Genomic DNA, 23,210 nt, shown 5'->3' with positions numbered 1-23,210 from the left:
CCCCGGCTCGAAAAGTCACACGCCTGGCGGAGCGGACAGCACCAAGCATCAAGCATCAAGCATCAAGGTCACGGGAGTTCGGCGATGGCCGTGTCCCAGTCGATCAGGTCACCCTCGCCGCCCGGCGGCACCAGTCCGTGGGCGGCGGCGAGGAACACACGGATCTCATCCGTCCCGATCAGCATCAAGGCGCTGGCGGTCGCTGACCGCAGCTCCACCACCATCTGCTCCGGGTCGTGCGGCCACACCCTCACGTCGCCCAGACCGGTCGCGCCGTCCAGGCCGTCCGCCAGCAGCTGACGGGCGAACACCCACACCACCGGCTCGTCGCTCAACGAGCACCGCGCGCCGAACACCAGCCGTACCGCGTACGGGTCCTCCACCCGGTACTCCAACCAAGCCTCGACCTGCGGCGAGTTCGGCGCCACCAACGACGCGGAGAGGACCTGCACGAGAGGCTCACGACACATGGACACACTCCCAGGAAAGGGCCGAAGACCAGCCACCCGGCATCTAAACCGGTCACTTCTACCTCACCCGGACACCCTCGCGCCCGCTGTACCTACCGGTAGCTGACGAAGCGTTACTCCATCCGGCCGCACCCGACCCGTTCGCCGTAACGCTCGGCCGTGTCGCGGCGCCTGCGCCCTGGACATCGCTCTCCCGTGGTTCCCTCGGAGGACAACGGCACCCGGCTCCCCCGGACTGCCCGTCCGGACGGGGAACCGCATGAGGCACGAAGCAGCCGTCGTCCCGATCAGGCTCTCCCGGGCCGGGCTCCGTCTGTGGGTCCCCCTCCTGATCTCCGCCGCGCTGGCTCCCGCCGCCCTGGCCGGCGGCCCCGCCGCAGCCCTCCAAGGGGCGGCGGACGCCGACATCACGCAGTACCCGGATCAGGTGTCTATCCGCTACCGGGGCTCGCACGTGTGCGGCGGCAGCCTGATCGACCCGCGCCACGTGTTGGCTCCCGCATCCTGCCTGGACGTGATGGCCGCGACGGCGCTCACGGTGCGCACCGGCTCCGGTCTGCTCGACGCCGCCCGGACGAGCGAGGGCGACGGTGAGCCGGGAGTGGAGGAGCGGATCAGTCGGGCGGAGATCCACCCGGGCTACGATCCCGCCACCCGCGTCGGCGACCTGGCCGTCCTCACCCTCGCCGCACCCGTGCCGTTCGGGCCGACCCGCCAGGCCGCAGACCTGCCCGAGCAGGGCAGCGACCCGGCGCCCGGCACCACCGCGATGGTCGCGGGCTGGGGCGCCACCGCTCCGTGGTCCGCCGCCCGCTCGCCCGTCCTACGGGCCGCCGCGGTCCGGATCGTCGAGAGGTCCGCCTGCCAGAGCACTGGCGCGACGGACCTCGGGACGGAGTGGCTCTGTGCCTCGGCGCCGGGCGAGAGCGCCTGCCGCGGCGACGACGGTGATCCGCTGACGGTGGGCGGCACCCTGATCGGCCTGGCGACGCTCCCGCCGGCGGCCCCGGGCACCGAGGAGCCGACGGCGGGCCGCTGCCGCACCGACTCCTCCCCCGACGTCTACGTCAACATCGGTGCCTACAGCGACTGGATCAGATCCGCCGCCGGGCAGTGACGGTGCGGTCCGGCGGCCCGTGCCGGCCTCAGGAGACCTGGCTGGGCACCTTCTCCACCGCCTGCTGCGGAGCCGGCACGGCCACCTGGCGCTGCGGGTGGGTGAGGAAGTGCGCGCCTGCGGCCAGTGCGCCACCGATCATGGGGGCTACCAGGAAGAGCCAGAGCTGGGAGAGTGCCGGTCCACCGGCAAAGAGGGCGGGGCCGAGACTCCGGGCCGGGTTGACCGAGGTGCCGGTCAGCGGGATGCCGACCAGGTGGACCGCGGCGAGCGTCAGACCGATCGGCAGGCCGTCGAACCCGGTCACCGCGAGCCGGTGGGTCACCGCGAGCACCACGTACACCAGCATCAGCGTGAGCAGCACCTCTACCAGGAACGCGCCGCCGAGACCGATGTGCACGGCCGACCGGTCGCCCCAGCCGTTGGTGCCGAGAGCACCGCTGGTGCGGAGCCCGGGCACCTGCTTGGCCAGCAGCAGGACCAGGGCGCCACCCGCGATGCCGCCCAGCAGCTGCGCGCCCCAGTAGCCGACGGCCGTCCGGCCGTCGATGCGGCGGGCCAGCAGGAAGCCGAGGGTCACGGCCGGGTTGACGTGACAGCCGGATATCGGTCCGATCGCGTAGGCCAGCGCGAGCAGGACGAAGCCGAAGGCCAGGGCGATCCCGAGAGTGCCGATATACGTACCCGCGAGTACGGCAGCTCCGACTGCGAAGAGCACCAGCAGCAGAGTGCCGAAGAACTCACTGAGCAGGGCACGTTTCTCCATGCAAAACACCTCCGGGAAGCCCCCCACCGAATGTTTCCGAGGCAGAGCCTCCCTTCAAGTCCTCCCATGGACCATTGCTTCGTGCCCGTAGTATTGCTCCATTCGAGTGAATTCAGGCAAAATAAACATGACCTGCGGTGCGGTTTCCCGATCTCCGCCCCACGGCCTGGGAGGCTGCTCCTGCGGTCACCGCGTCCGGGGCCACCAGCCTTCGCCGTCGGCTCACGCCGGAGCACGGAACCGGCGGTCGAAGGTGACCGGTGACCGCATCAGAGCTAGACCGGCGGCTCGGGGCGCAGCAGCAGGGCCAGCAGCCCGTCCAGATCCAGGTGCTCGCCCTCGCGCCCCTTCGGCACGATCCGGTTCGCCATGTTCAGGAACCGCCGGACGTCGGCCGCCGGGAGGCGCAGCACCGCAGCGACGTCCAGGCCGCGGAGGATCAGGTAGAGCACCTGCGCCTGCTCGGGCCGGTCGGGAAAGACCGATACATCGCCTTGGCCGACGGGGGTGTGCAGCCCCTCGGACAACAGCTCGCGGGAGAGCACCCAGGTCACCGGCCGGGGCAGGTCGATGTGATTGTCCAGGAAGACGCTGTACGGCTCCCGACTGCTGAACCGCAGCCGACCGAGCACCGGGATCCGGCTTGTCTCGCCGACCACCGCCTCCATGTGCAGGACCACCTCGCACCCCGGGCCTCCGACCCGGTGCCGGAAGTCCGACGCGGCGGACCCGGCCGCCCCGGGCCGCACTGCGGCCTCCACCGTTCGCGCGACGACGCGCCTGCGGCGGCGCCCCCTCCGGTCAGGCTCCGGGATCGGCCCGTCGATGGGGCCTGGTACTACCTCGTCAGCGGACACACCCGGAGAACGACGGCCGGAGCAGCTTGTCACTGCCGATCGGCCAGTTGGCGTCAGGAGGTGGCGGCCTGCTCCGCCCGGGCCGCCCGGGTCACCAGCGTGATGCCGCAGGCGATCCCCGCGACGCACACCAGGCCGGCCGCGAGGATCGCCGCATGCCCCAGGAGCGTGCAGGCCAGCAACGCCGCGGTGACCAGCGGCAGGACGAACTGCTGTGCGGCGCCCTTCTTGTAGTACCGCGAATGCAGTGCCCAGGTGGCCAGGAAGAAGACGGCGGCCGGCGCGGTGAAGCACAGGTTGGCCACCGTCTGGGACAGCTCGGTCTTGCCCTCGATCTGCTCCACCGCGATCTCGATGCCGGGCCCGATCGCCGCGGCCGAGGTGAAGATCAGGAAGTGCCCGTACCCCCAGAGGAACGCCTGTCGGTTGCTCAGCAGCCGGTCGTGCGCGGGCACTCCGAAGTAGACCCACCAGGCGGCGAAGACCACCAGCAGCCCGCCGATCGCCACCGGGACCAGCTCGCCGAGGCCGTCCTCGGCCTGCACGGCTCCCTTGAGCGCCACGGTGGCGGCAATGATCGTCTCGCCGAGCACGATGATGGTGAAGAGGCCGTACCGCTCGGCGATGTGGTGCGGATGCCAGCTGGTGCCGTGCGCCTGCTCCGCCCAGGCCGGCACGCACAGCTCCGTCGCCGCGCCCACCAGGAACCACCAGGGGCGGACGCCCTCGGGCAACAGCAGCATGGCCTGCCACACCACCTGGCAGAAGACGATGCCGCCGGCGTAGCGCAGGGCCATCCTCCGCTCGGACCCGCCGCAGTTCCTGGCCACCCGGAGCCACTGCGCCACCAGCGCCAGCCGCATGACGGCGTACCCGAGCACGCAGACGACCAGGTCGTGCCCGCCGAACGCCTCGCCGATCCCGGCCGCGAAGACCAGCACGCCGGTGATCTGCACCAGCGTCATCACCCGGAAGACCACGTCGTCGTTGTCGTAGGAGGAGGCGAACCAGGTGAAGTTCACCCAGGCCCACCAGATGCCGAAGAAGAGCGTCCAGTAGTCGAGCACGCCGCAGAGGACGTGGCCTGCGGCCAGGGCATGCACCAGCTCGGCCCCGATCTGGGCGGCCGCGGCGACGAAGCACAGGTCGAAGAAGAGCTCCAGCGGGGTGGCCGCCCGGTGCTCCTCGCCCCTGTCCCGGGCGACCAGCGGCCGGACCGGGCGGGTGAACATGGAATGCGCCATGGGGCCAGCAGAACAGACGCCCCACCGGCGAGCACCTCGGCACAGCCGTCGGGGTGCGGGCCGGGCCCGCACCCCGCGATCCGGCCCCCGCCCTCACCCGAACGGTGGACCGCCGGAGCCGACCGAGCGGAATTCACCCCCACCGCTCGGGCGGGTGGCTCGCACCGGCCCCTTCCCGAGCGGTTCAATCGCGGCCGTGCATCCAACCGAATCCTCTCCGTCGACCACCTCCCGGCGCGCGCTCCTCGGCGGTGCGGCCGCCCTGACGGCGGGCACGGCACTGTGGGGCGCGAACCGCCACCCCCAGCACCCGGCCCGGCCCTCGTCACCGCCACCCCGCACCCTCGCCGTGCCGCGCCAGGCGGGGATCGACACGCCACAGCAGACCCACCTCGCCATGCTCGCCTACGACCACTGCGGCCCCACCGGTCCTGAGGGTGCCGCCGCGCTGCGGGACATGCTGGTGGGCTGGACCAGGGCCGTCACCGGCCAACCGCTCACCGCCAACCTCGGGATCGGCCCCGCACTGCCCGCGCGGCTGCCGCTCGCCGTCCCCGCCGGATTCCGCGAGCTCCCGCCGCTGCCGGGCGACCGGCTCGAATCGCGGCGCAGCGGCGCCGACCTCCTGGTGCAGTTGAGCGGCGACGAGCCGGAGGCGATCGCCGCGGTCGCGGATGCGCTGGACCGCCAGTGCCGGGGGCTGGTGGCACCCCGCTGGCGCCAGTGGGGGCACCTGCTGCCGAGCCCCGCCGGGCAGACCCCGCGGAACCTCTTCGCCTTCAAGGACGGGACGGCCAACCCCGGCCCGGCGGACGACCGTTGGATCTGGTTGGCGGACGCCCCGTACGCCGGCGCGACCTTCCTCGTCTACCGGCGGATCGCGATGGCGGTCGACACGTTCGAGGCTCAGCCGATCGAGCAGCAGGAGGCGGTGATCGGCCGTCACCGGGACGACGGGCGCCCGCTCGGCGGCGCCAAGGAGCACGACGAACCGGACTTCTACGCCAAGACCCCCGACGGCCGGTACGTCATCCCCGCCACCGCCCACATCCGGCTGGCCAACCCCCGGCTCGACGGCGGAGCCCGGATGCTGCGCCGCGGCTACACCTACGCCGACGGCCCCGACGAGAAGGGACTGTTGTTCTGCGCCTACATGAAGGACCCGGCCCTGTTCGTCCGGATCCAGCAGCGGATGGCCGAGCACGACGCGCTCACCCGGTTCACCGAGCACCGGGCGTCCGCGGTGCTCTACCTCCCCCCGGGTGCTCCCAAGGGCGCACCGCTGGGCGACGGTCTGTTCGGCAGGCCGGCCACGGGTGACCGCCCACAAGGGACTTGAGCCGAGGGGGTGGTGGCTGCGAGCGCCGTACCGTCCGCAGCGCCGCCTGCCGAGGCGGGCTACGACTTGCTGGTATATCTGGCGACATGTCCGATTCCACACGAGCCATTCCCAAACTCCGGCGGATCCACCGGCAGTTCGCCCTCCCCGACCCCGGCGGCGCCGCCGCCTTCGGCGTGAAGTCCACTCCCCGGTCGAGGAGTTGGCGGCGGTCCGCCGCCCTCCTGCTGATCGCCCTGGCGGTCACGACGGGCTGCGGGTCGAAGGTGGGCAGCCATCCGGTGAGCAGCGAGGAGGCCGAGCGCCTCTCGGCCGTCCGGTTCGGCACCGGCCTGGCCGGCGGGGCACGGTTCTCGGCGCTGCTGTCCATGGGCACCGGCCTGCATGACGAGCTGTCCGGGCAGGTGGATTGGAAGGGCAAGGTGGCCGAGGCCAAGATGACCGCCAAGGACGCGGACGGCGTGGTGCACCACTACTCCGTGCTGTGGAACGACGGCACCCTCGCGACCTCGGACGACGACAAGGAGCGGCTCGAGGGCAAGGGGAAGGCCTGGGTGACCCGCCCGCTGGCCGCCGACCGGATGCTCTTCGACCGGGTGGCCCACACCCTGCTGGCCATCGCCTCCGACCGGCCCGACAACCCCGTCCTGCTGGCCTCCGACGGCGCCCGCTGGCTCCGGCGGGACAAGGTCGGGGACACGGCCGTGGACGTCTTCCGGGGCCCCGGGCAGCGGAACGGGCAGCAGCAGCCCGCGGCGACCGCCGACGTCTCGCCGGAGTTCTGGGTGGACGGCGACGGCCACCTGGCGCGGTTCCGCGCACCACTGGAGAACGGGCTGTTCACCGCCGATTTCTCCGAGTGGGGCAGCCGGCAGATCGCCGACGCGGCCCAACTGGCCACGCCCGCCACCAGTGCCTCGCCCACGACCAACCCCGCCGCCGAACAGGCGGCGGAAGGCCACTCCGGCTGAGCTGACCGGGTGGCCAGGCCGCGACACACCGATTCATGATCGGGCACGGCGGACGAGAACCATTACGAATATGGCTGTCGTGATCCGCCGTGCCGAAGTGACGCATCACTCAGGAGCGCGGCCCAGTGTGGCGCGGTTCCGACAGCAGCGCCATGAATCCAGTTCCGTGACGGACCGTCGCGAAAGGGAATTTGCATGCAGAGGTGGACCGCGCCCTCGAAGGGGAGACTATCCCCGCGCAGGGTCGCCATGGCAACGACATTGCTCGTTCTCATGAGTTCTTCAGCCGTGAGTCTGGCCTACGCCGATTCGGTGACCATGGGCGTCAATGCCCAGGTGCTCCAGGACGGCTCCGGCGAATGGACCGCCGCAGACGGGCCCGGCCTGGACAGCGGCGGGAAGAACGGCATTGTCCGTACCAATGACACGATCTCCTACCAGATCGAGATCCAGGCGCTGCGTGGCACGGCCACCAAGCCCCGGTTCACCATGCAGGCACCGCCGAACACCGCCTGGACCTTGCTGCCCCAGAAGTGCACGGGCGCGGGCTCGGGCATCAGCGGCACCACGCTGACCTGTGTGCTGCCGGACATGACCTCGGCCACCGAGCAGGTGCCGGTGACGCTCCAGGTGCTCGGCACTGCCAAGAACAAGGACCAGATCAAGGTCACCGTCAACGGCACCGCGGACAACGCGGCCGGCACCGGAGCGACGGCGGACTCGCCGCCCACGACCGTCAGCGCCCTGCCGAAGTACAACCTGATCAAGAACGGCAAGTACAGCTACGGCGACTCCCCCGCGGCCGGCCCCAACGGCGAGGCCGGGCGGGTGCTCACCATGCCGATCGTGGTCGAGGCCAAGACGACCGACCCGGCCCGCTCGGACTTCAGCCAGCTCGGCCAGGAGACCATCGTCTCCCCCATGACGTTCACCGACGACCTGTCGAAGATGATGAACGGCGACCCGACCACCGGCTCGCTGCTGTACACCTGGAACTCGGCCAAGCCCGCCTGCGGCGCCAACGACAGCACGGTGTCGAACGCGCCCTACGGTGTCTCCGGGCTCGGCAACGACGTCAACACCACGGCCGGCAGCGGCACCTTCAGCTGCACCCAGGGCGGCGCCGGACAGAACGTCAACGTGACGATCACCGACGCGGTCAGCACGCCGCACAAGTACCCGACCAAGGCGACGGACGGCACCGACCTCTCCAAGAGCTCCGGTGTGATCAGTGCGGGCTTCCTGCGGATCTGGGTACCCCAGTCGGAGATCGACGCGGTCACCGCCAAGTTCCAGGGCAGCGCGCTGCTCACGGACACCTACACCGACTTCGCGCCGAAGTCGATCAGCGGTCAGACCAACTACGGCGAGGGCAACACCGAGCCCACTGACGACAACTCCCAGACGGTCGGCGTCAACGGTACCGGCGCGTTCGGCAAGGAGTACGAGAGCGTCGACGGCGGCCCTCCCGGCACGGCGCCGAAGAAGAAGGACAACAACGCCCTGGTCACCCCCGGTACCCAGGTGCGGTCCCACCTCTTCATCAACACCTTCGACCCCAGCGACAACCCGGGGTTCATCGCCTGTGACGTCTTCGGTGACGGCAACCAGCACATCAGCAAGGCGCCCGACGGCAACGGCCTGAACGCGACCGGCAAGTACGCGACCGTGACCCCGGCCTCGCCGGACGTCGTGATCGAGTACGCCGCCTTCAAGGCGGTGCCCCCCACCGGCGCGCTCGCCCTGCGGCTCGACCCGATCGGTGTCGACAAGCAGCGCAAGCAGAAGTGCGACGACGCCGACGGCCCCTGGTTCTCCAGCCCCGAGCAGGTGCCGGGCGGTGTCGCGGCAGTCGGCAAGGTCCGGTTCAAGACCCCCATGGCGGCCGGCGGAGCGCGGGACTTCTACACCTTCCTGACCGTCAACGACTCGGGCCTGAGCAAGGCCCAGATCGTCCGCAACTTCGGCATGTACAAGCCGCTGAGCGGGGTCTGGCAGAACGACATCAAGTCGGCCTACGCCCCGCCGCCCGACCGCACCACGGCGCCCGACCCGAACAAGAACTACGCCAGCGGTGCACTGGGTGACCACCTGATCATCTCGCCGGTGTTCGTCCGCGTCGACAAGAAGACCGTCGACCCGGGCTCCGACGCCCTCAGCACCCCGGACGAGCAGCGCGAGGTCCTCAAGGGCCAGACCTTCACCTTCGGTCTGTACCCCTCGCTCAAGACCAACGCCGCCTCCTCCTCGCCGCAGGACATCACGATCGTCGACACCCTGCCGAAGGGCTTCGCCTACGTCACGGGCAGCGCCTCCGTCCAGGAGAAGTCGGTGGTCCGGAACGACGACGGCACCACCACCGTCACCTGGGTGCTCCCGGCCCAGCAGGTCAACTCCTCGATCGCGCCGGTCACCTACAAGGTGCAGGTCGACAGCAACGCCGCCGAGGGGGTCTACCCGAACAAGGTCGTGGTCTCCGCTCCGGACGACCTGAGCCCCGAGGACAAGCGGCGCGCCGAGCGCGACCTGAGCATCGTGGCCGGCACCGGTGTCACGGTCAAGAAGTCCACCGACACCCCCGAGGTGCCGCGGAACACCGACCTGACCTGGAAGCTCACCTACACGAACCCGCAGACCCTCCCGCTCACCGGGATGGACATCATCGACGAGTTCCCGTGGGTGGGTGACGGGCGCACCCCGGCGACCAAGTTCTCCGGCACGCTCGCCTTCAAGTCGCTGAACCCGATGCCGGCCGACCCGCAGGTGACGCTCAAGTTCACCTCGGCGGCCCACGGCTCGATCAAGCCGGACCCGCAGGACCCGACCAACAAGGCCGGCGGCGCCACCAAGTGGTGCGCCAAGACCGAGTTCGGCCAGGCCGGCTGCCCGGCGAACGACGCCGCCGTGACGGCCGTCATGGTCAACGACCCGCGGGTGCTGGCCGGGAACCAGTCCCGTGACCTCTCGCTGACGCTGACCCCGACCGGCAACGCGCCGTCGGACGTCTACACCAACAACTTCAGCCTGCACGCCCGTGAGCTGGTCTTCCCGGTCATCTCCAACGACGTGCCGATCAAGGTGCCCGGCGAGAACACCCCGCCCCCGCCGCCGCCCACTCCCCCGGTGCCCCCGACCCCGCCGGTGCCCCCGACGCCGCCGGTGCCGCCGAAGCCGCTGCCCAAGACCGGCGCGGACCTGATCTGGGCGGAGCTCGCGCTGGCGAGCCTGCTCGGTGGTGGCACGCTGTTCGGTGTCTCCCGGTACCGCCGTAAGAAGCAGAGCATCTGACCCTCTGGACAGAGGTCCGGCGAGGCCACCGATTCGGTGGCCTCGCCGGGCCTTTCCATGTCTTGGGCCGGTAATTCCCATCGGTTCGGTGCGGGCGCGGAACACCGGGGAAGACCTGGTCACGGCAGGTCTGATCGGAGCTAAAACCCGATGATTCCTATTCCTCGCCGGCCCGCTGCCATTGCGGTGTTGCGGCATTCCGGTGATCGCCCCGTGTGGCGTGGCCATAAATGCGACATCAAACTCCGCGCCATTGTCGAATACCTCTGGCACCTGTCGCATCGTCCTCCGCGGAGGAGCAACGGCCTTGGGTGCCGCAAGTCCACACGAGTCTCGGAGGACATATCGTGCGTTTTGCTGCGTACCGATCGAGATCCCCTCGATGGCGGCGCGCGGTAACCGGTTTCACGGTGATCTGCTGGCCCATCCTTGGGGCCGCCGCCGTGCTGGTCACCGCACCCGCCGTGCTGCACCAAGCTGTCGATTCACTCGCTCCCGCGCTGTTCCGCCCCGTCGACGACAGCGCCGCAGGGCGCTTCCAGCTCGAGGCGGATGCCAGCCACCCCACCTCTCTGCGGCTGATCGAGGCCGGCATGGTGACCATGCTGCCCATGGACACGACCGGCCCCGGCATCGCCGGGACGACCGTGGACAGCAACGCCGACGTCAGCGGCAACGTGGCCATCCAGACCCTCGGGCCCGGCCACAACGACCACACCTTCGACATCGGCATCTACCCCTCGCCGGCCTTCCCGATGCTCGGCGACAGCCCCCTGGCCACCTTCACCGGCTCGCTGGCCATCGTCGGCCTCGGTACCGCCTTCGCCCTGCGGCGACGTGCGGGCCGACCGGTGACCTGGCAGCTGGCGAAGGGCGTGCAGTGACCACCGTCAAGCCCAGCACCGGACACCTGACAGACGTTGGGAGATCAACGCAGTGAGCAACACCCGTAAGGCCAGAGCCCGGGCGCAGGTCGGCGCCCTGGTTCTCCTGCTCTCCAGCGCCGGCGCGCTGCTGGTCGCTCCCGCGAACGCCGCCGCCGGTGACGGCACGATCACCGTCAAGGTCGTCCACGACTTCGACTCCACCGGGATGAACCGGTCGGACAAGACCGGCGTGGCGGGGATGACCATCACGGTCACCGACGACACCAACACCAAGGTCACCGGCACCACCGACGCCAACGGCGTCGCGACCTTCAACGCCGCGGCCCTGGGCACGCTGACCACCGGCAAGTACCGGGTGGAGATGCTCAAGCCCCCGGCCCCGTGGTGGTACGCGCCGGCCTACGGCCCGCGCAAGCTGCCGGAGACGACCGACATCGACCCGTCGGGCGACCAGAACGGCACGCCGCTGGCCACCTCCGTGGAGTTCGTCAACGTCTCCGGCGGCAAGAACGCCGACCTCACCATGGGCGTGGTCAACCTCGACACGGACGGCAACGGGAAGGTCCAGGCGGCCACCCGGCTCGCCACCCCGACCTACCTCGCCGCCTGGGCCGGCGCCGACGGCAAGATGGACCCGACCAAGCCGGCGTTGATCGACTGGAACGTGAACACCTTCGGCAACGAGACCTCGCCGAACGTGCTCGCCAAGACGCCGGAGGTCGGCGCCCTCTGGGGCATGGAGTGGAACGACTCCAAGAAGCTGTACTTCTCCAGCGCCTTCCTGCGCCGCTCGACCTACTACGGCCCGGGTGGCTCGGGCGCCATCTACGCGACCGACCCGTCGAGCAAGCAGTCCTTCCAGATTGCGAACGTGCCGAACGCGGGCTCCACCAAGCACCGGGAGCCGGTCGCCGGTGACGTGCAGTTCCCCTACTACCGGGACTCGATGGCGGTCTGGAACCGCACCAGCAAGGAGGCGATCGGCGACATCGAGCTCTCCGAGGACCAGAAGACGCTCTACGCGGTGAACCTCAACACCAAGGAGCTGAACACGATCGACGTCTCCGGGGTGCCCAAGGGCCCCTTCACCGGAGCGCCGCCCGCGTACACCCCGGCCTCGCCCTCCGCCACCGTGGCGATCCCCAACCAGTGCCCCACCGAGTCCGACTGGCGGCCCTGGGGTCTCGGAGAGTTCAACGGCAAGGTCTACGTCGGTGGCGTCTGCACCGGCGAGTCGCTGAACACCAGCACCCGGACCACGCCCCCGAGCGATGCCGCGAACGCCGCGCTGAAGGCCTTCGTGCTCCGCTACGACCCGGCCACCAAGCAGTTCGAGCAGGCCCCGGTCTTCACCCAGTCGCTGGACTTCAAGCGCCCCAAGGCCGCGTTCCTGGTCGACTCCGTGGTCAACCGCCGCTGGAACCCCTGGCTGCCGGACGGCAACAACCAGTGGTACAACGCCGGTGGGTACAGCACCTACCCCCAGCCGATCCTGTCGGACATCGAGTTCGACGACACCGGCAACATGATCCTGGCCTTCCGCGACCGCTTCGGTGACCAGGTCGGCTACGCCGACTACGGCCCGATCGACCAGGGGTACGGCCAGGCCCGCAGCGCCGGTGGCACGGCGGGCGACCTGCGCAAGGTCTGCCTGGTCAACGGCACCTACGTGTGGGACGACGGCTCCAACCCGGCCTGCCCGGGCACCGTCACCAAATCGCCCACCGGGTACCAGCAGGGCCGCGACGCCAGCACGGACAGCTTCTTCAGCACCACGGGCGTGACCTGGCACTCGATGGTCCCGACCGGCGGCCTGGCCTTCGACAAGGTGACCAACCGCGTCGTGACCACCGCGATCGACCCGATCGACAACACCTACACCAACGGTGTCCGCTGGTTCGACTACACCACCGGCAAGTCCGGCGGCGGCACCACGCGCGAGTCCTACCAGCCGTTCCCCTCCCCCGACTGGTGGAACAAGAGCTTCGGCAAGGCCAACGGCATGGGCGACCTGGCGCTGATGCAGACCAGGACCCCCGGGCAGGAGATGCCGATCCAGATCGGCAACCGGGTCTGGTTCGACACCAACCGGGACGGCATCCAGCAGCCCTCCGAGCCGCCGCTCGGCAAGGTGCACCTCGTCCTCTACGACAAGGACGACAACCCGATCGAGGAGACCTGGACCGACGCCCAGGGCCAGTGGAACTTCTGGGTGAAGCCCAACACGAAGTACCGCCTCGAGATGACCATGTCGCCCGAGGAGGGTTGGACGGGCCTGCCCGCCGGTGTGGACCAGTCCACGCTGGTCTTCACCAAGCAGGGCTCGGTCGTCGCGTGGCCGCCGGCCACCCGCTCCGCCGAGGGCGGTGACAAGCACCAGGCCAAGTCGTCGATCGAGTTCCAGACGCCGGCCACCGGTGGTGCGCTCACCCCGGAGCAGTTCCGCTCCATCGTCACCAAGGGGATCGACGGCCGGGGCTGACGCCTCGCTGATCCCCGGCTCCACCCGAGCGCCCTGACGCTCGGCGCTCACCCGAACTGCGGCCGGGACGCTGTGAAGCTCCCGGCCGCAGTCGCGACCACCTTTGGTTCGTACACCTCACCGAGCCCTGCGGGCTCTCGTCTGGTACCACACCGAAAGGAAGGCCCTCGATGGCCGCTCACTGCTCCCCCCGCATCGCCGTGGTCGTCGGCACCCGGCCCGAGATCGTCAAAGTCGCGCACATCGTGCGGGAGTTGGGAGACCGCGGCTACCTGGTCAACACCGGCCAGCACTACGACCACGACATGTCCGGCACCTTCCTGAACGGCCTGCCGAAGCCCGAGCTCGTCCTCGACGGGGTCGGCGCCCAGAACAGGTCCCGGCAGTTCGCCCGGATCATCGAGGGGCTCGGCACGCACTTCGCGCACCAGCCGCCCGCCGCGGTGATCGTTCAGGGCGACACCAACACCGCCGCAGCCGGCGCCCAGGCCGCGCACTTCGCCGGGATCCCGGTGATCCACGTCGAGGCCGGTCTGCGCTCCCGCGACCGCGCGATGCCCGAGGAGATCAACCGGATGCTGGTCGGAGTGCTCGCCGACTGGCACTGCGCCCCGACCCGCCAGGACGGGCAGAACCTGATGGCCGAGGGCGTCGACCCCAACCGGATCATGCTGACCGGCAACACCATCGTCGAGGCTACCTGGGCCGCCACGCCCGGCTCGGACGAGCGGACCGCGCTACTGACCCAGTACGGCCTGGAGGCCGACCAGTACGTCCTCGCGACCATCCACCGTCCGGAGAACACCGACGATCCCGAGCGCCTGGCCGCGATCCTCACCCAGTTCGCCAAGCTGCCGCTGCCCGTCCTGTTCGCGGCCCACCCGCGCACCCGGGCCGCCGCCGTCCGCCACGGCCTGCAGGCCGACTTCGACCGGCTCAGCCCGAGCGGCCCGCTGGACCACCGCACCTACCTCGCCCTGGCCAGCTCGGCCCGGCTGCTGATCTCCGACTCCGGCGGCCTCCAGGAGGAGACCACCGTCCTCAAGAAGCCGCTGATCGTGGTGCGGAACTCCACCGAGCGCCCCGAGTCGATCACCGCCGGCTTCGCGCACCTCGTCCAGCCCGGCCCGGCGATCTCCCGGACTGCCGAGACGCTGCTGGCCGACATCGACCTGAAGAGCCGCCTGATGGCCACCCCCAGCCCCTACGGCGACGGGCTCGCCTCCAGCCGCATCGCCGCGCTCGCCCGCGGCTACCTCGTCTGACGGCACGGACCTGGTGAGCACGGGACCCATCGTGAGCACCATCGCGGCAACCGACTGGTGGCACACCATCCGGGCCGTCGACCCGGCCTTGGACCTGCCCGAGGACGGCCGCCCCCTCGTCATCCGACTCGCCGACTTCGGCCGGTCGTTCGCCCGGAACGCGGAACGGCTCGCCCCGGAGCAACGAGCACGGATCCTCGGCGCCCTCGAAGGAGTGCTGCGCTCCGGCAGCGGCCTGGAGAGCGCGGCGGTGGCCGTGGGCTTCCTCGAGACGCTGTTCACCGACCCCGAGGGCTTCGACCTCCGCCTGGTCTGGGCGGACCTGGGCCACCGCTCCCGGTCCTACTGCCTCGCCTGGCACAGGTTCTCCGGCATGGAGGCGCCCGAGTGGATCGCTCTCGCCGAGACCACCGACGGCACCCCAGCGCCGTGACAGCACCTCACCTCACCGCACCCCATCCGAAACTGGGAAGTCCCCGGGTTTCGTCCTGTCTGAGAGGAAATTCCATGCGTCTGTCTGCACGGCTGGCCAAGCCGGCGGCGATCGCCACCGCCGCCCTGCTGCCCACGCTGCTCTTCGCCTCCCCCGCCCACGCCGCCGGGGACTCCGTCCGCATCATCTCGGCCAGCCCGGGCAACGCCCCCGACACCGTGGACGTCTCCTTCGGCTACATCTGCTCCCCGGGCCACGCGACGGCGTACCTGGTCACCGTCGAGGAGACCACCGCCGGGAAGGCGGGGACCTTCTTCGTCGGCAACACGCCCTGGCTGACCTGTGACAACCAAGTGCACCCCGGCAACGCGACGGTGCACGTCGCGCCCGATGCCGCCGGCCCCGTCCAGTCCGGCGACACGGCCCTGATCAACATCGTGCTCGGTAACGCCAACACCCCCGAGGAACTCATCTTCGACACCAACCCCGTCGCGATGGACTCCCAGACGGTGATTCTCAGCTGAACCGGACAGCCGGCGGCTGGCAGGGCCCGTAGCGGCGCCGTGCCAGCCGCGGGGGTGTTCAGCTGACGGCCCGTACCCCGGCGGTGATCGCACGTGCCGGACGACCACCGGCGTGGACCTGTCGGTCACCTCCGATGCACGGACCGGCGTCCCCGGACTGGGGCCCTGCCCTTCACGCTCCGGGAGTACGACCTACCGCTGCCCTGGCGCTCCCGCCGGGGCTGCCCGGCCCCGACTGACGTGGAGCGATCCGATGTACCCGTTTCCCACCCCCATGCCCGGCCCGCTCGCGGACACCGGGATCGTCATGATCCCGGTGGCGGTCGCCTCCGTCCTGCTGCTGCTGGCCGGCGTGGTACTGCTGCGGGTGTGCGTGCAGCGCCGCACCGACCGCGGCTGAACCGGCGGCCCAGGCATGATCGTCCTCAGCTCGATCCAGCTCCTGCTCGTCGGTCTGGGTCTGGCGTACTTCCTCGCCATGACCGCCTCCGGCCTCTGGTACTGGGCCCGCGCCACCAAGACGCCACCCGGCACCGCAGCCGAGACGGGCGAGACCCCGCAGGCGGTCTACGTGCTCATCCCCTGCCTCAACGAGGAGCAGGTGATCGCCGCCACCGTCCGCGGCGCCCTCGCCGACCCCCGCGCCCGGGTGATCGTGGTGGACGACGCCAGCGACGACGGCACCGGCGCCCGCGCCCGTGAAGCCGCCACCCTGGCCGGAGCCGGCGGGCGGCTCACCGTCCACCGCCGCGATCTGCCGCAGGCGCGTCAGGGCAAGGGCCCGGCCCTGAACGCCGGATACCACCTGATCGAACAGGACGTCCGCCGGCGCGCCCTGGACCCCGACCAGGTCGTGGTCTGCGTGATGGACGCCGACGGCCGCCTCTCCGACGGCGCGCTCGACGCCGTCCTGCCCCTGTTCGAAGACCCCCGCGTGGGCGGCGTCCAGCTCGCGGTCCGCATCCGCAACCGCACCACCTGGCTCACCCGCATCCAGGACGTCGAGTTCTGGGCGCTCTCCGGCATCTCCCAGTTCGGCCGGGTCCGCACGGGCACCGTCAGCCTCGGCGGCAACGGCCAGTTCACCCGGCTCAGCGCGCTGCGCAGCGTCGGCGAGCGGCCCTGGGCCGCCGCCCTGACCGAAGACCTCGAGCTCGCCCTGGAACTCGCCATCGCCGGGTGGCGCCTCACCACCACCCCCCACGCCCACGTCGACCAGCAGGCCCTCACCTCCCTGCGGGCCTTGGTCCGCCAGCGCACCCGCTGGTTCCAGGGCCACATGACCGCGATGCGGCACGCACCCCGCATCTGGACCTCCCCCCGGATCGGCCACGCGGCCTCCCTGGAACTGCTCCTCTACCTCCTGGTGCCCTGGCTCCTCGTCCTGCCGTGGTCCGTGGTCTTCCACCTCAGCCTCGCCGCCGTGGTGGTGTCCATGGGGGAGCACGGCGGCTGGAGCACGATCGCGCTCGAACCCGGGGCCCACCTCCAGAGCCTCGCCCTCTGGTACTGCCTGTCCTTCTCCCCCAACCTGGCCACCGCCTTCCTCTACCGGCGCCGTGACCGCACCGTCAACCCGATCACCGCGCTCGTCCTCGGACACCTGCTCATCCCGGCGAACTACATCGCCTACACCGCCTGCTGGCGCGCCACCCTGCGGATGCTGCGCGGCCGGACGGGCTGGGCCAAGACCGCCCGCGTCAGCGAGCGGGCACTCACCGCCGTCCCGCTCCCCGCCCAGCACGGCGCCGGCCGACCCGCCGGCCGGAAGGAGACCGCGTGAGCATCCGCGCCTGGGCCGGGTACGCGCTCGTCCGGCTACCGCTGGCCGTCGCGGTCGCCGCCCTGGGCATCGCCGGCGTCGCCCACCAGGCCGTGCTGCGGGGCCTGGAGGCCGGCATCGCCGTCACCGCGCTCACGAGTCTGTTCGGCCGGCGCGCCATCGCCTCACCCGCCTACGCCAACCTCTACGTCAGCCCGGCCCCCGACCACTGGGTGGCCCTCCACGTCGCCCCCTCCTGCAGCCTCGGCCTCATCCTCCCCGCCCTGTGCGCCCCCACCGTCGTGCTGCTGATCCTGCGTCCCATGCGCCCGTGGGCGCCGCTGATGGCTCTCGGCTCCGCCACCGCCGTGTTCGCGGTCTGCAACCTCGCCCGCATCACCGGGCTCGCTCTCGTCTGCTCCCGCTGGGGCTTCGACGGGCCCTTCCACACCGCTCACGCCTGGGCCGGCACCTTCGTCACCATCGCCGCCTGTGCCGTCGCGGTAGCCGCCTACCTCCACTGCCTCTCCCGCGGCCGCCGGCTCACCCCCCGCGGCACGAACCGCCCGTGACCATCCGACACACCCCTCCTCCTGCAGCCGTTCAGGCCCCGACCCGAGAAGGAACCATGCACCTGCGCACAACTCGCCGAACGAAGAGAGTCCTCACCGCCACCGCCACCTCGGTGGCCTCGGCGACACTCCTGCTGGGCTTCCTGGCCCCGGTGGCCGGGGCAGCCGCCCCGGCCACCGCGCACCCGGGGCGGCACGCCGCCGTGCAGCCTGGCCTGCTCCCGGCCCTCAACGGGACCGGCACCCTGAACCCCGCGGTCTCCTCCCAGGGGCAGGGCACGCCCTCGTTGGCGGTCCAGTACACAGCGAACCCCGCGGACGCCAACACCTGGGTCTGTCTCGTCCCGAAGGGCCAGCCCTGCAATTCGACCAACTACAACCGGACGGCCTGGAACTGGGCGCGCTCGGCCAGCGGGACGGCCAGCCTGGACACCAGTACGCTCCCGGTCGGGAACTACGACATCTACCTGGTCAACGGACTGCAGAGCGACAACAGCTACACCGTCTGGGCGGGCCCGTCGTCCCTGGCCGTGACACCGCCGACCGGCACCGTGAGCATCCCGACCTCGGTCATCGTCCAAGGCACGAAGCCGACGTCCGTGCAGTACACCGCCAGCCCTGCCAACAGCCGGAACTGGATCTGCACCGTCCCCAAGGGCCAGACCTGCACGCCCTCCAGCTACGACAGGACCGCCTGGGACTGGGCGACTGCGGCCAGCGGCACCCGGAGCATCGACACCGGCTCCCTCGCGCCGGGAGATTACGACGTCTACCTCGTGAACGGCCTGCAGTCCGACAACACCTACACCCTCGTCGGCGGCCCGAGCCGCCTGACCGTGCTCCCGCAGGGGCAGACCGTCCCGATGGCCGACCCCGCCATCGCGGGCGGCACCCTCGCACTCGGCCTGGGCGCCTTCTATCTGATCCGCCGCCGGTCCAACGCGACCAGCGCCGACCGGTAACGAGCAGCCGGTGCCGTCGTAGGTCTGGCGGCCGGGCGGACGGGCCGACCGTGACGTCCCCGCGCCGGGGCACCCGGCAGGAGGGATCCTCCGCCGACGACCCCTCGCGTCACGCTCGCCGTCCGCCCGGCTGTGCAACACCGGCCATCCTCTGCTGCGGCCTCTCGCGACGCCATGGTGTTTCCTTGACGTTCCCCTGGTGTCTGCTCCCCCACCTGACGTCTCGGCACATGGCGGACCGACTAGTGCTGCTCCGCGGAAGTTCGTGGAGGGGTGTTGATCAGATAGCCAGTCCGCTGAGGTAGAGGTCGCCCGCGCAGTCGAGGGCTTCCTCGGGGGAGCCGGCCGGTAGTTCGCTGGGCAGGATGTTGTCCTTGTAGCTGTCGCTGCTGGCCAGGTAGAGGGCGAAGCCCCAGGTGTGCAGCACGCCGGTGAAGCGCAGGCGACACAGCGGCAGGCTCTGTCCACCGGGCAACTCGGCTGCCAGGTAGGCGAATCCGGCGCGAAAGCGGACCCCGATGGCGTCCACGTGCGGCCAGCGTTCGCGGGCGTGGCGGTTCAGGCGCTGGCGTAGGTGGTGCTGCATAGATTCCGGCGGATTCTTCGGCACGGGCCCATCCTGCCGGGTGCGGCGGCGGCCCGCCATGATCGTTGGCCGTGCATGGTGGGCGACGGGCGGGGACGGCGGTTGCGGTGGTGCTGGAGGCCAAGGCCCGTGAGCGGCTGGTGAGGACGGTGGCTTCGGCGAAGTCCGAGGTGCGGGTGGTGCTGCGGGCCCGGATCGTACTCGCGGCGGCGGACGGACTCGCCAACGGCGCGATCGCCCGGGAGCTGGACGTCAGCGTGAACACGGTGCGCAAGTGGCGGGGGCGGTTCGCAGCCCTGGGTCTGGGCGGCCTGCGGGACGCCGAACGCTCGGGCCGGCCGCGATCGTACGGGCCCGAGGTCCGCGTGGCGATCGTGGCCACCGCGACCAGCGCGCCGCCGTATCCGGAGTCGACCTGGTCGCACCGGGCCATCGCCCGGCGGGTGGCCGGCACGTGCTTCGCGCCGGTTTCCGCCTCCCAGGTCGGCCGGATCCTGGCCGGCCTAGACCTGAAGCCGCACAAGGTGCGAGGCTGGCTCACCCGGCGGGACACCCCGGACTTCTGGCAGCGGGCCGCCGAGGTGTGCGCCCTCTACCTGGATCCGCCCGAGGGAGCGGTGGTGCTCTCGATCGACGAGAAGACCGCGATCGCCGCCCGCTCGCGCCGCTGTCCTGGGCGTCCCGCGCGGCCCGGCGAGCCGGTCAGGCAGGAGTTCGAGTACCGGCGCCACGGCACGGCTTCCCTCGTGGCCGCGCTCGATGTTTGCACCGGTGAGGTGCTCACCGAGGTGATCACCCGTAACGACGCGGTGACCTTCACCGCGTTCCTGGAGCAACTCGACCGGGCGATCGCCCCAGGCAAGGAGATCCACGTCGTGCTCGACAACGGTTCCTCTCACACGGCCAGACACACCAGAGCGTGGCTGGCGGCCCGCCCGCGCTGGCACGTCCGGTGGACCCCGCCGCACGCCTCGTGGCTCAACCAGGTCGAACTGTTCTTCTCCGCCCTGACCCGCCGGGTCGTGCGGCACGGCGATTTCTCCAGCCGCGACGACCTGATCGATAAGCTGCAGGCCTACGTAATCGGGCACAACGACACCGCAAGGCCCTACCGGTGGACCTACGAAGGCACCCCGCTCAAAGCCGCCTGATCAACACCCTCCACGAACTTCCGCGGAGCAGCACTAGGGTCGGTGCCCGGACCTGCGGACGAGACACCCGGCACCGGCGATCGACCTCGGTCCCACCAGCAAGCCGGGAAGGAAAGCACATGACGAGCAGGGCGTTCGGTCCGCTGCTGAGGGAGAGTCGGCTCCGGGCCGGCCTGACGCAGGAGGAGCTGGCCGCGCGCTCGGGGATCTCCGCTCACACGATCAGCGTGCTGGAATCGGGGAAGCGTCGCCCCCACCTCTCCTCGGTGACCCGGCTCGCCGAAGCGTTGGGCCTCGACCGGGAAGACCGCGATCGGCTGACCACCGAAGCCCGGTCCGAGCCTGCCGATTCCCCTCCGTCCTCCACCCGGCCGCCGGCGCGGACCGCGCCGCGCACACTGCCCTACACCGTCCAGGACTTCACCGGCCGCCGACCCGAGTACGACCGGATCCTCGCCGAGGCCGGCAGCAGCAGGGGCCGGGCCGTGGTGATCTCCACCATCGACGGCATGGCCGGGATCGGGAAGACCGCCTTGGCCCTGCACGTCAGCCATCGGCTGGCCGACTCCTTCCCCGACGGGCAGCTCTTCATCGACCTGCACGGCTTCACGCCCGGCCGGCCCCCGCTGGAGCCCGGTACCGCTCTCGGGCGCCTGCTCCGGGACCTCGGCGTCGCGGAGGACCGGATCCCGGCCCACCAGGACGCGCGCGCGGCCCTCTGGCGTGGCGAGGTGGCCGATCGCCGTCTCCTGGTGCTGCTCGACAACGCCGCGGACTCCGCACAGGTGCGACCGCTGATCCCCGCCGGCCCCGGCAGCCTCGCCCTGGTCACCTCCCGCCGACGCCTGACCGGGCTGGCGGGGAGCTCGGTCGTCTCCCTGGAGCTGCTCGAACCCGACGAGGCGGCGGCGCTCTTCACCCGGATCGCGGGCGCCGGGCGTGCCGACGGCCAGGCCGAGGCCGTGGCCCGGATCGTCGACCTGTGCGGGCGGCTCCCCCTCGCCGTCCGGATCGCGGCCGCCCGCCTCGCCAACCGTCCGGCCTGGACCCCGGCCCACCTGCTGGCCCGGCTGGCGGACCGTGACCGGCTGCTCCAGGAGCTCGCCACCGACGACTGCGGCGTGGCCACGGCCTTCGACGTCTCCTACGAGGCGCTCGAACCGGACCTGCGGCGACTGTTCCGGCTGGCCGCCCTGCACCCCGGCGACGAACTGACCTCGGCTGCCGTAGCCGCGCTCGCCGCCGTCACCGTGGTCGAGGCCGAAGCCGCGCTCGACCACCTGCACGCCTGCCACCTGCTCACGGAGCCCGCACCCCAGCGCTACGTCTTCCACGACCTGGTGCGCCGGTACGCCGACGACCTGGCTGCGGTCGAGGAGACCGAGGCCGGCCGCCTGGCCGCCCTGGAGCGGCTGCTGGACCACTACCGGAGCACCGCCTCGGCGGCGGTCGACCTCCTCTACCCCCACGAGCGCGAATCCCGGCCGTACCCCACCCCGTCGGCGCCGTCGGCCGTCTCCCTGACCGGCCCCGAGGACGCCCGCCGTTGGCTGGACGAGGAGCTGTCGAACCTGGTGGTGGCCGCCGACCGGAGCTCCGAGCACCTTCCCGAGCAGGTGAGCGACCTCTCGGTGATCCTCTTCTCGGCCCTCGTCACCCGCGACCGCCACACGGAGGCCGAGATACTGCACCGCGCCGCCCACCGGGCGGCGACCGTCATGGCGGTGCCCGGCCGGCAGGTGCAGGCACTGATCAGTCTGGGCGTCACCGAGCACTGGCGGGGTGACTTCGACAGCGCGGTGAGCCGGTACCTCAGCGCCCTCCGGCTCGCCGAGGAGACGGAGGATCAGGCAGGGGCCTCCCGGGCCCGGTCGAACCTCGGCGGGGCGTACCTGACGGCCGGCCGCTTCGCCGAGGCCATCCCCCACCTGGCGGCCGCACTCGCGGGCGCCCGGCAGCTCGGGGACCGGGCCCGGCAGTCGGCGGCCCTCCAGAATCTCGCGCTCGCCCACGAGCAGACGGGTGACCTCCCGGCGGCCCTCACTCTCCTGCGAAAGGCCCGCGACCTGGCGCAGCACACCGGCGACCGGACCAGTGAGGCCCGCATCCTGTGCTGGCTGGGTGCCTTCCGGATGCGTGCCGGACAGCACACCGAGGCCGTCCCGTTCCTCGAGCAGGCGCTCGTGCTCACCCGCGGCCTCGGGGACGACGGCATGACCGCCGGCGGGCTCAACTTCCTGGGCGAGTGCCTGCGGCCGAGCGACCCGCGCCAGGCGATCACGCATCACGAGGAGGCGCTCGCGATCGCCACCGGCATCAGCTTCACCTTCGAGATCGCCCGCGCCCACCACGGGCTCGGCGACGCCCACCTCGAGCTCGGCGCCACCGCCCCGGCCCGTCGGCACTGGGCCCTGGCGCTGGCGGTCTTCGAGGACCTGGACCGGCCCGAGGCGGCCGAGCTGCGTGACCGGCTGGCCTGACGCGGACGGCGGGCGCCCCCTCCCGAGGGAGGGGGCGCCCGCCGTCCGTGGTAC

Annotated in this window: 20 protein-coding genes; 15 read left to right on the top strand and 5 right to left on the bottom strand. The window is 71.2% G+C overall.

Going from position 1 to position 23,210, the window contains the following annotated elements:
- Positions 1–68 precede the first annotated feature (68 nt).
- Positions 69–470, bottom strand: coding sequence for an SsgA family sporulation/cell division regulator (locus CFP65_RS35085; protein ID WP_104819959.1), 402 nt, complete (start codon positions 468–470; stop codon positions 69–71).
- A gap of 259 nt (positions 471–729) precedes the next feature.
- On the opposite strand from CFP65_RS35085, the gene CFP65_RS35080 reads away from it, so the two are divergent.
- Entirely contained in the window at positions 730–1,587 is an 858-nt protein-coding gene (locus CFP65_RS35080) for a serine protease (RefSeq protein ID WP_104819958.1), read from the top strand.
- A gap of 28 nt (positions 1,588–1,615) precedes the next feature.
- On the opposite strand, the gene CFP65_RS35075 is transcribed toward CFP65_RS35080, so the two are convergent.
- The 3 genes from CFP65_RS35075 to CFP65_RS35065 all read right to left on the bottom strand — a co-directional run bounded on the left by CFP65_RS35075 (position 1,616) and on the right by CFP65_RS35065 (position 4,454).
- Positions 1,616–2,353, bottom strand: coding sequence for an aquaporin (locus CFP65_RS35075; RefSeq protein ID WP_104819957.1), 738 nt, complete (start codon positions 2,351–2,353; stop codon positions 1,616–1,618).
- A 275-nt stretch (positions 2,354–2,628) separates the two neighbouring features.
- Entirely contained in the window at positions 2,629–3,033 is a 405-nt protein-coding gene (locus CFP65_RS35070; protein ID WP_158702515.1) for an SsgA family sporulation/cell division regulator, read from the bottom strand.
- A gap of 230 nt (positions 3,034–3,263) precedes the next feature.
- A complete protein-coding gene (locus CFP65_RS35065) occupies positions 3,264–4,454 on the bottom strand; it encodes a low temperature requirement protein A (protein ID WP_104819955.1) in 1,191 nt (396 codons plus the stop codon).
- Positions 4,455–4,650: 196 nt separating this feature from the next.
- Here CFP65_RS35065 and CFP65_RS35060 point away from each other — a divergent pair, with 196 nt between their 5' ends.
- The 12 genes from CFP65_RS35060 (at position 4,651) to CFP65_RS35010 (ending at position 18,939) form a co-directional block, all read left to right on the top strand.
- Positions 4,651–5,793 carry a Dyp-type peroxidase gene (locus tag CFP65_RS35060; RefSeq protein ID WP_254552728.1) on the top strand — a complete coding sequence of 381 codons (1,143 nt, stop codon included), beginning with the start codon at positions 4,651–4,653 and terminating at the stop codon, positions 5,791–5,793.
- 86 nt (positions 5,794–5,879) lie between these two features.
- Positions 5,880–6,764: a hypothetical protein gene (locus CFP65_RS35055; protein ID WP_104819953.1), complete on the top strand. Its 885-nt coding sequence runs from the start codon at positions 5,880–5,882 to the stop codon at positions 6,762–6,764.
- A gap of 273 nt (positions 6,765–7,037) precedes the next feature.
- Positions 7,038–10,052 carry a hypothetical protein gene (locus tag CFP65_RS40320; RefSeq protein ID WP_217368213.1) on the top strand — a complete coding sequence of 1,005 codons (3,015 nt, stop codon included), beginning with the start codon at positions 7,038–7,040 and terminating at the stop codon, positions 10,050–10,052.
- A gap of 443 nt (positions 10,053–10,495) precedes the next feature.
- Positions 10,496–10,936: a hypothetical protein gene (locus CFP65_RS35045; protein WP_217368212.1), complete on the top strand. Its 441-nt coding sequence runs from the start codon at positions 10,496–10,498 to the stop codon at positions 10,934–10,936.
- Between the two features lie 52 nt (positions 10,937–10,988).
- The gene (locus CFP65_RS35040; protein ID WP_104819950.1) at positions 10,989–13,421 is read left to right on the top strand and encodes an SdrD B-like domain-containing protein; all 2,433 of its coding nucleotides are present in this window, start codon (positions 10,989–10,991) and stop codon (positions 13,419–13,421) included.
- A 170-nt stretch (positions 13,422–13,591) separates the two neighbouring features.
- Entirely contained in the window at positions 13,592–14,686 is a 1,095-nt protein-coding gene (gene wecB / locus CFP65_RS35035; RefSeq protein ID WP_104819949.1) for a non-hydrolyzing UDP-N-acetylglucosamine 2-epimerase, read from the top strand.
- A 31-nt stretch (positions 14,687–14,717) separates the two neighbouring features.
- Complete coding sequence (locus CFP65_RS35030; protein WP_104819948.1) at positions 14,718–15,119, top strand: hypothetical protein; 402 nt, start codon at positions 14,718–14,720, stop codon at positions 15,117–15,119.
- 74 nt (positions 15,120–15,193) lie between these two features.
- Positions 15,194–15,643, top strand: a complete 450-nt coding sequence (locus CFP65_RS35025) for a hypothetical protein (protein WP_104819947.1) — start codon at positions 15,194–15,196, stop codon at positions 15,641–15,643.
- Between the two features lie 253 nt (positions 15,644–15,896).
- On the top strand, positions 15,897–16,043 hold the full coding sequence (locus CFP65_RS39445) for a hypothetical protein (protein WP_158702514.1): 147 nt from the start codon (positions 15,897–15,899) through the stop codon (positions 16,041–16,043).
- 15 nt (positions 16,044–16,058) lie between these two features.
- Complete coding sequence (locus CFP65_RS35020) at positions 16,059–17,426, top strand: glycosyltransferase (RefSeq protein ID WP_104819946.1); 1,368 nt, start codon at positions 16,059–16,061, stop codon at positions 17,424–17,426.
- The gene (locus CFP65_RS35015) at positions 17,423–17,977 is read left to right on the top strand and encodes a hypothetical protein (protein WP_104819945.1); all 555 of its coding nucleotides are present in this window, start codon (positions 17,423–17,425) and stop codon (positions 17,975–17,977) included. The genes CFP65_RS35020 and CFP65_RS35015 overlap by 4 nt, the downstream gene beginning before the upstream one ends.
- Before the next feature lie 56 nt (positions 17,978–18,033).
- Positions 18,034–18,939 (top strand): hypothetical protein, encoded by a 906-nt coding sequence (locus CFP65_RS35010; protein ID WP_104819944.1) that lies wholly within the window; start codon positions 18,034–18,036, stop codon positions 18,937–18,939.
- Between the two features lie 280 nt (positions 18,940–19,219).
- Here CFP65_RS35010 and CFP65_RS35005 read toward each other — a convergent pair whose 3' ends face one another.
- A complete protein-coding gene (locus CFP65_RS35005; RefSeq protein WP_254552218.1) occupies positions 19,220–19,525 on the bottom strand; it encodes a hypothetical protein in 306 nt (101 codons plus the stop codon).
- A gap of 71 nt (positions 19,526–19,596) precedes the next feature.
- On the opposite strand from CFP65_RS35005, the gene CFP65_RS35000 reads away from it, so the two are divergent.
- Both CFP65_RS35000 and CFP65_RS34995 read left to right on the top strand, forming a co-directional pair.
- Complete coding sequence (locus tag CFP65_RS35000) at positions 19,597–20,676, top strand: IS630 family transposase (RefSeq protein WP_158702018.1); 1,080 nt, start codon at positions 19,597–19,599, stop codon at positions 20,674–20,676.
- Positions 20,677–20,795: 119 nt separating this feature from the next.
- Positions 20,796–23,156 carry a tetratricopeptide repeat protein gene (locus tag CFP65_RS34995; protein ID WP_104819943.1) on the top strand — a complete coding sequence of 787 codons (2,361 nt, stop codon included), beginning with the start codon at positions 20,796–20,798 and terminating at the stop codon, positions 23,154–23,156.
- The last annotated feature ends 54 nt before the right edge of the window (positions 23,157–23,210 follow it).

Source organism: Kitasatospora sp. MMS16-BH015, assembly GCF_002943525.1.
Taxonomy (GTDB): domain Bacteria; phylum Actinomycetota; class Actinomycetes; order Streptomycetales; family Streptomycetaceae; genus Kitasatospora.
The sequence above is the reverse complement of the archived record's forward strand: the minus strand, read 5'-3'. Positions and strand labels throughout refer to the sequence as shown.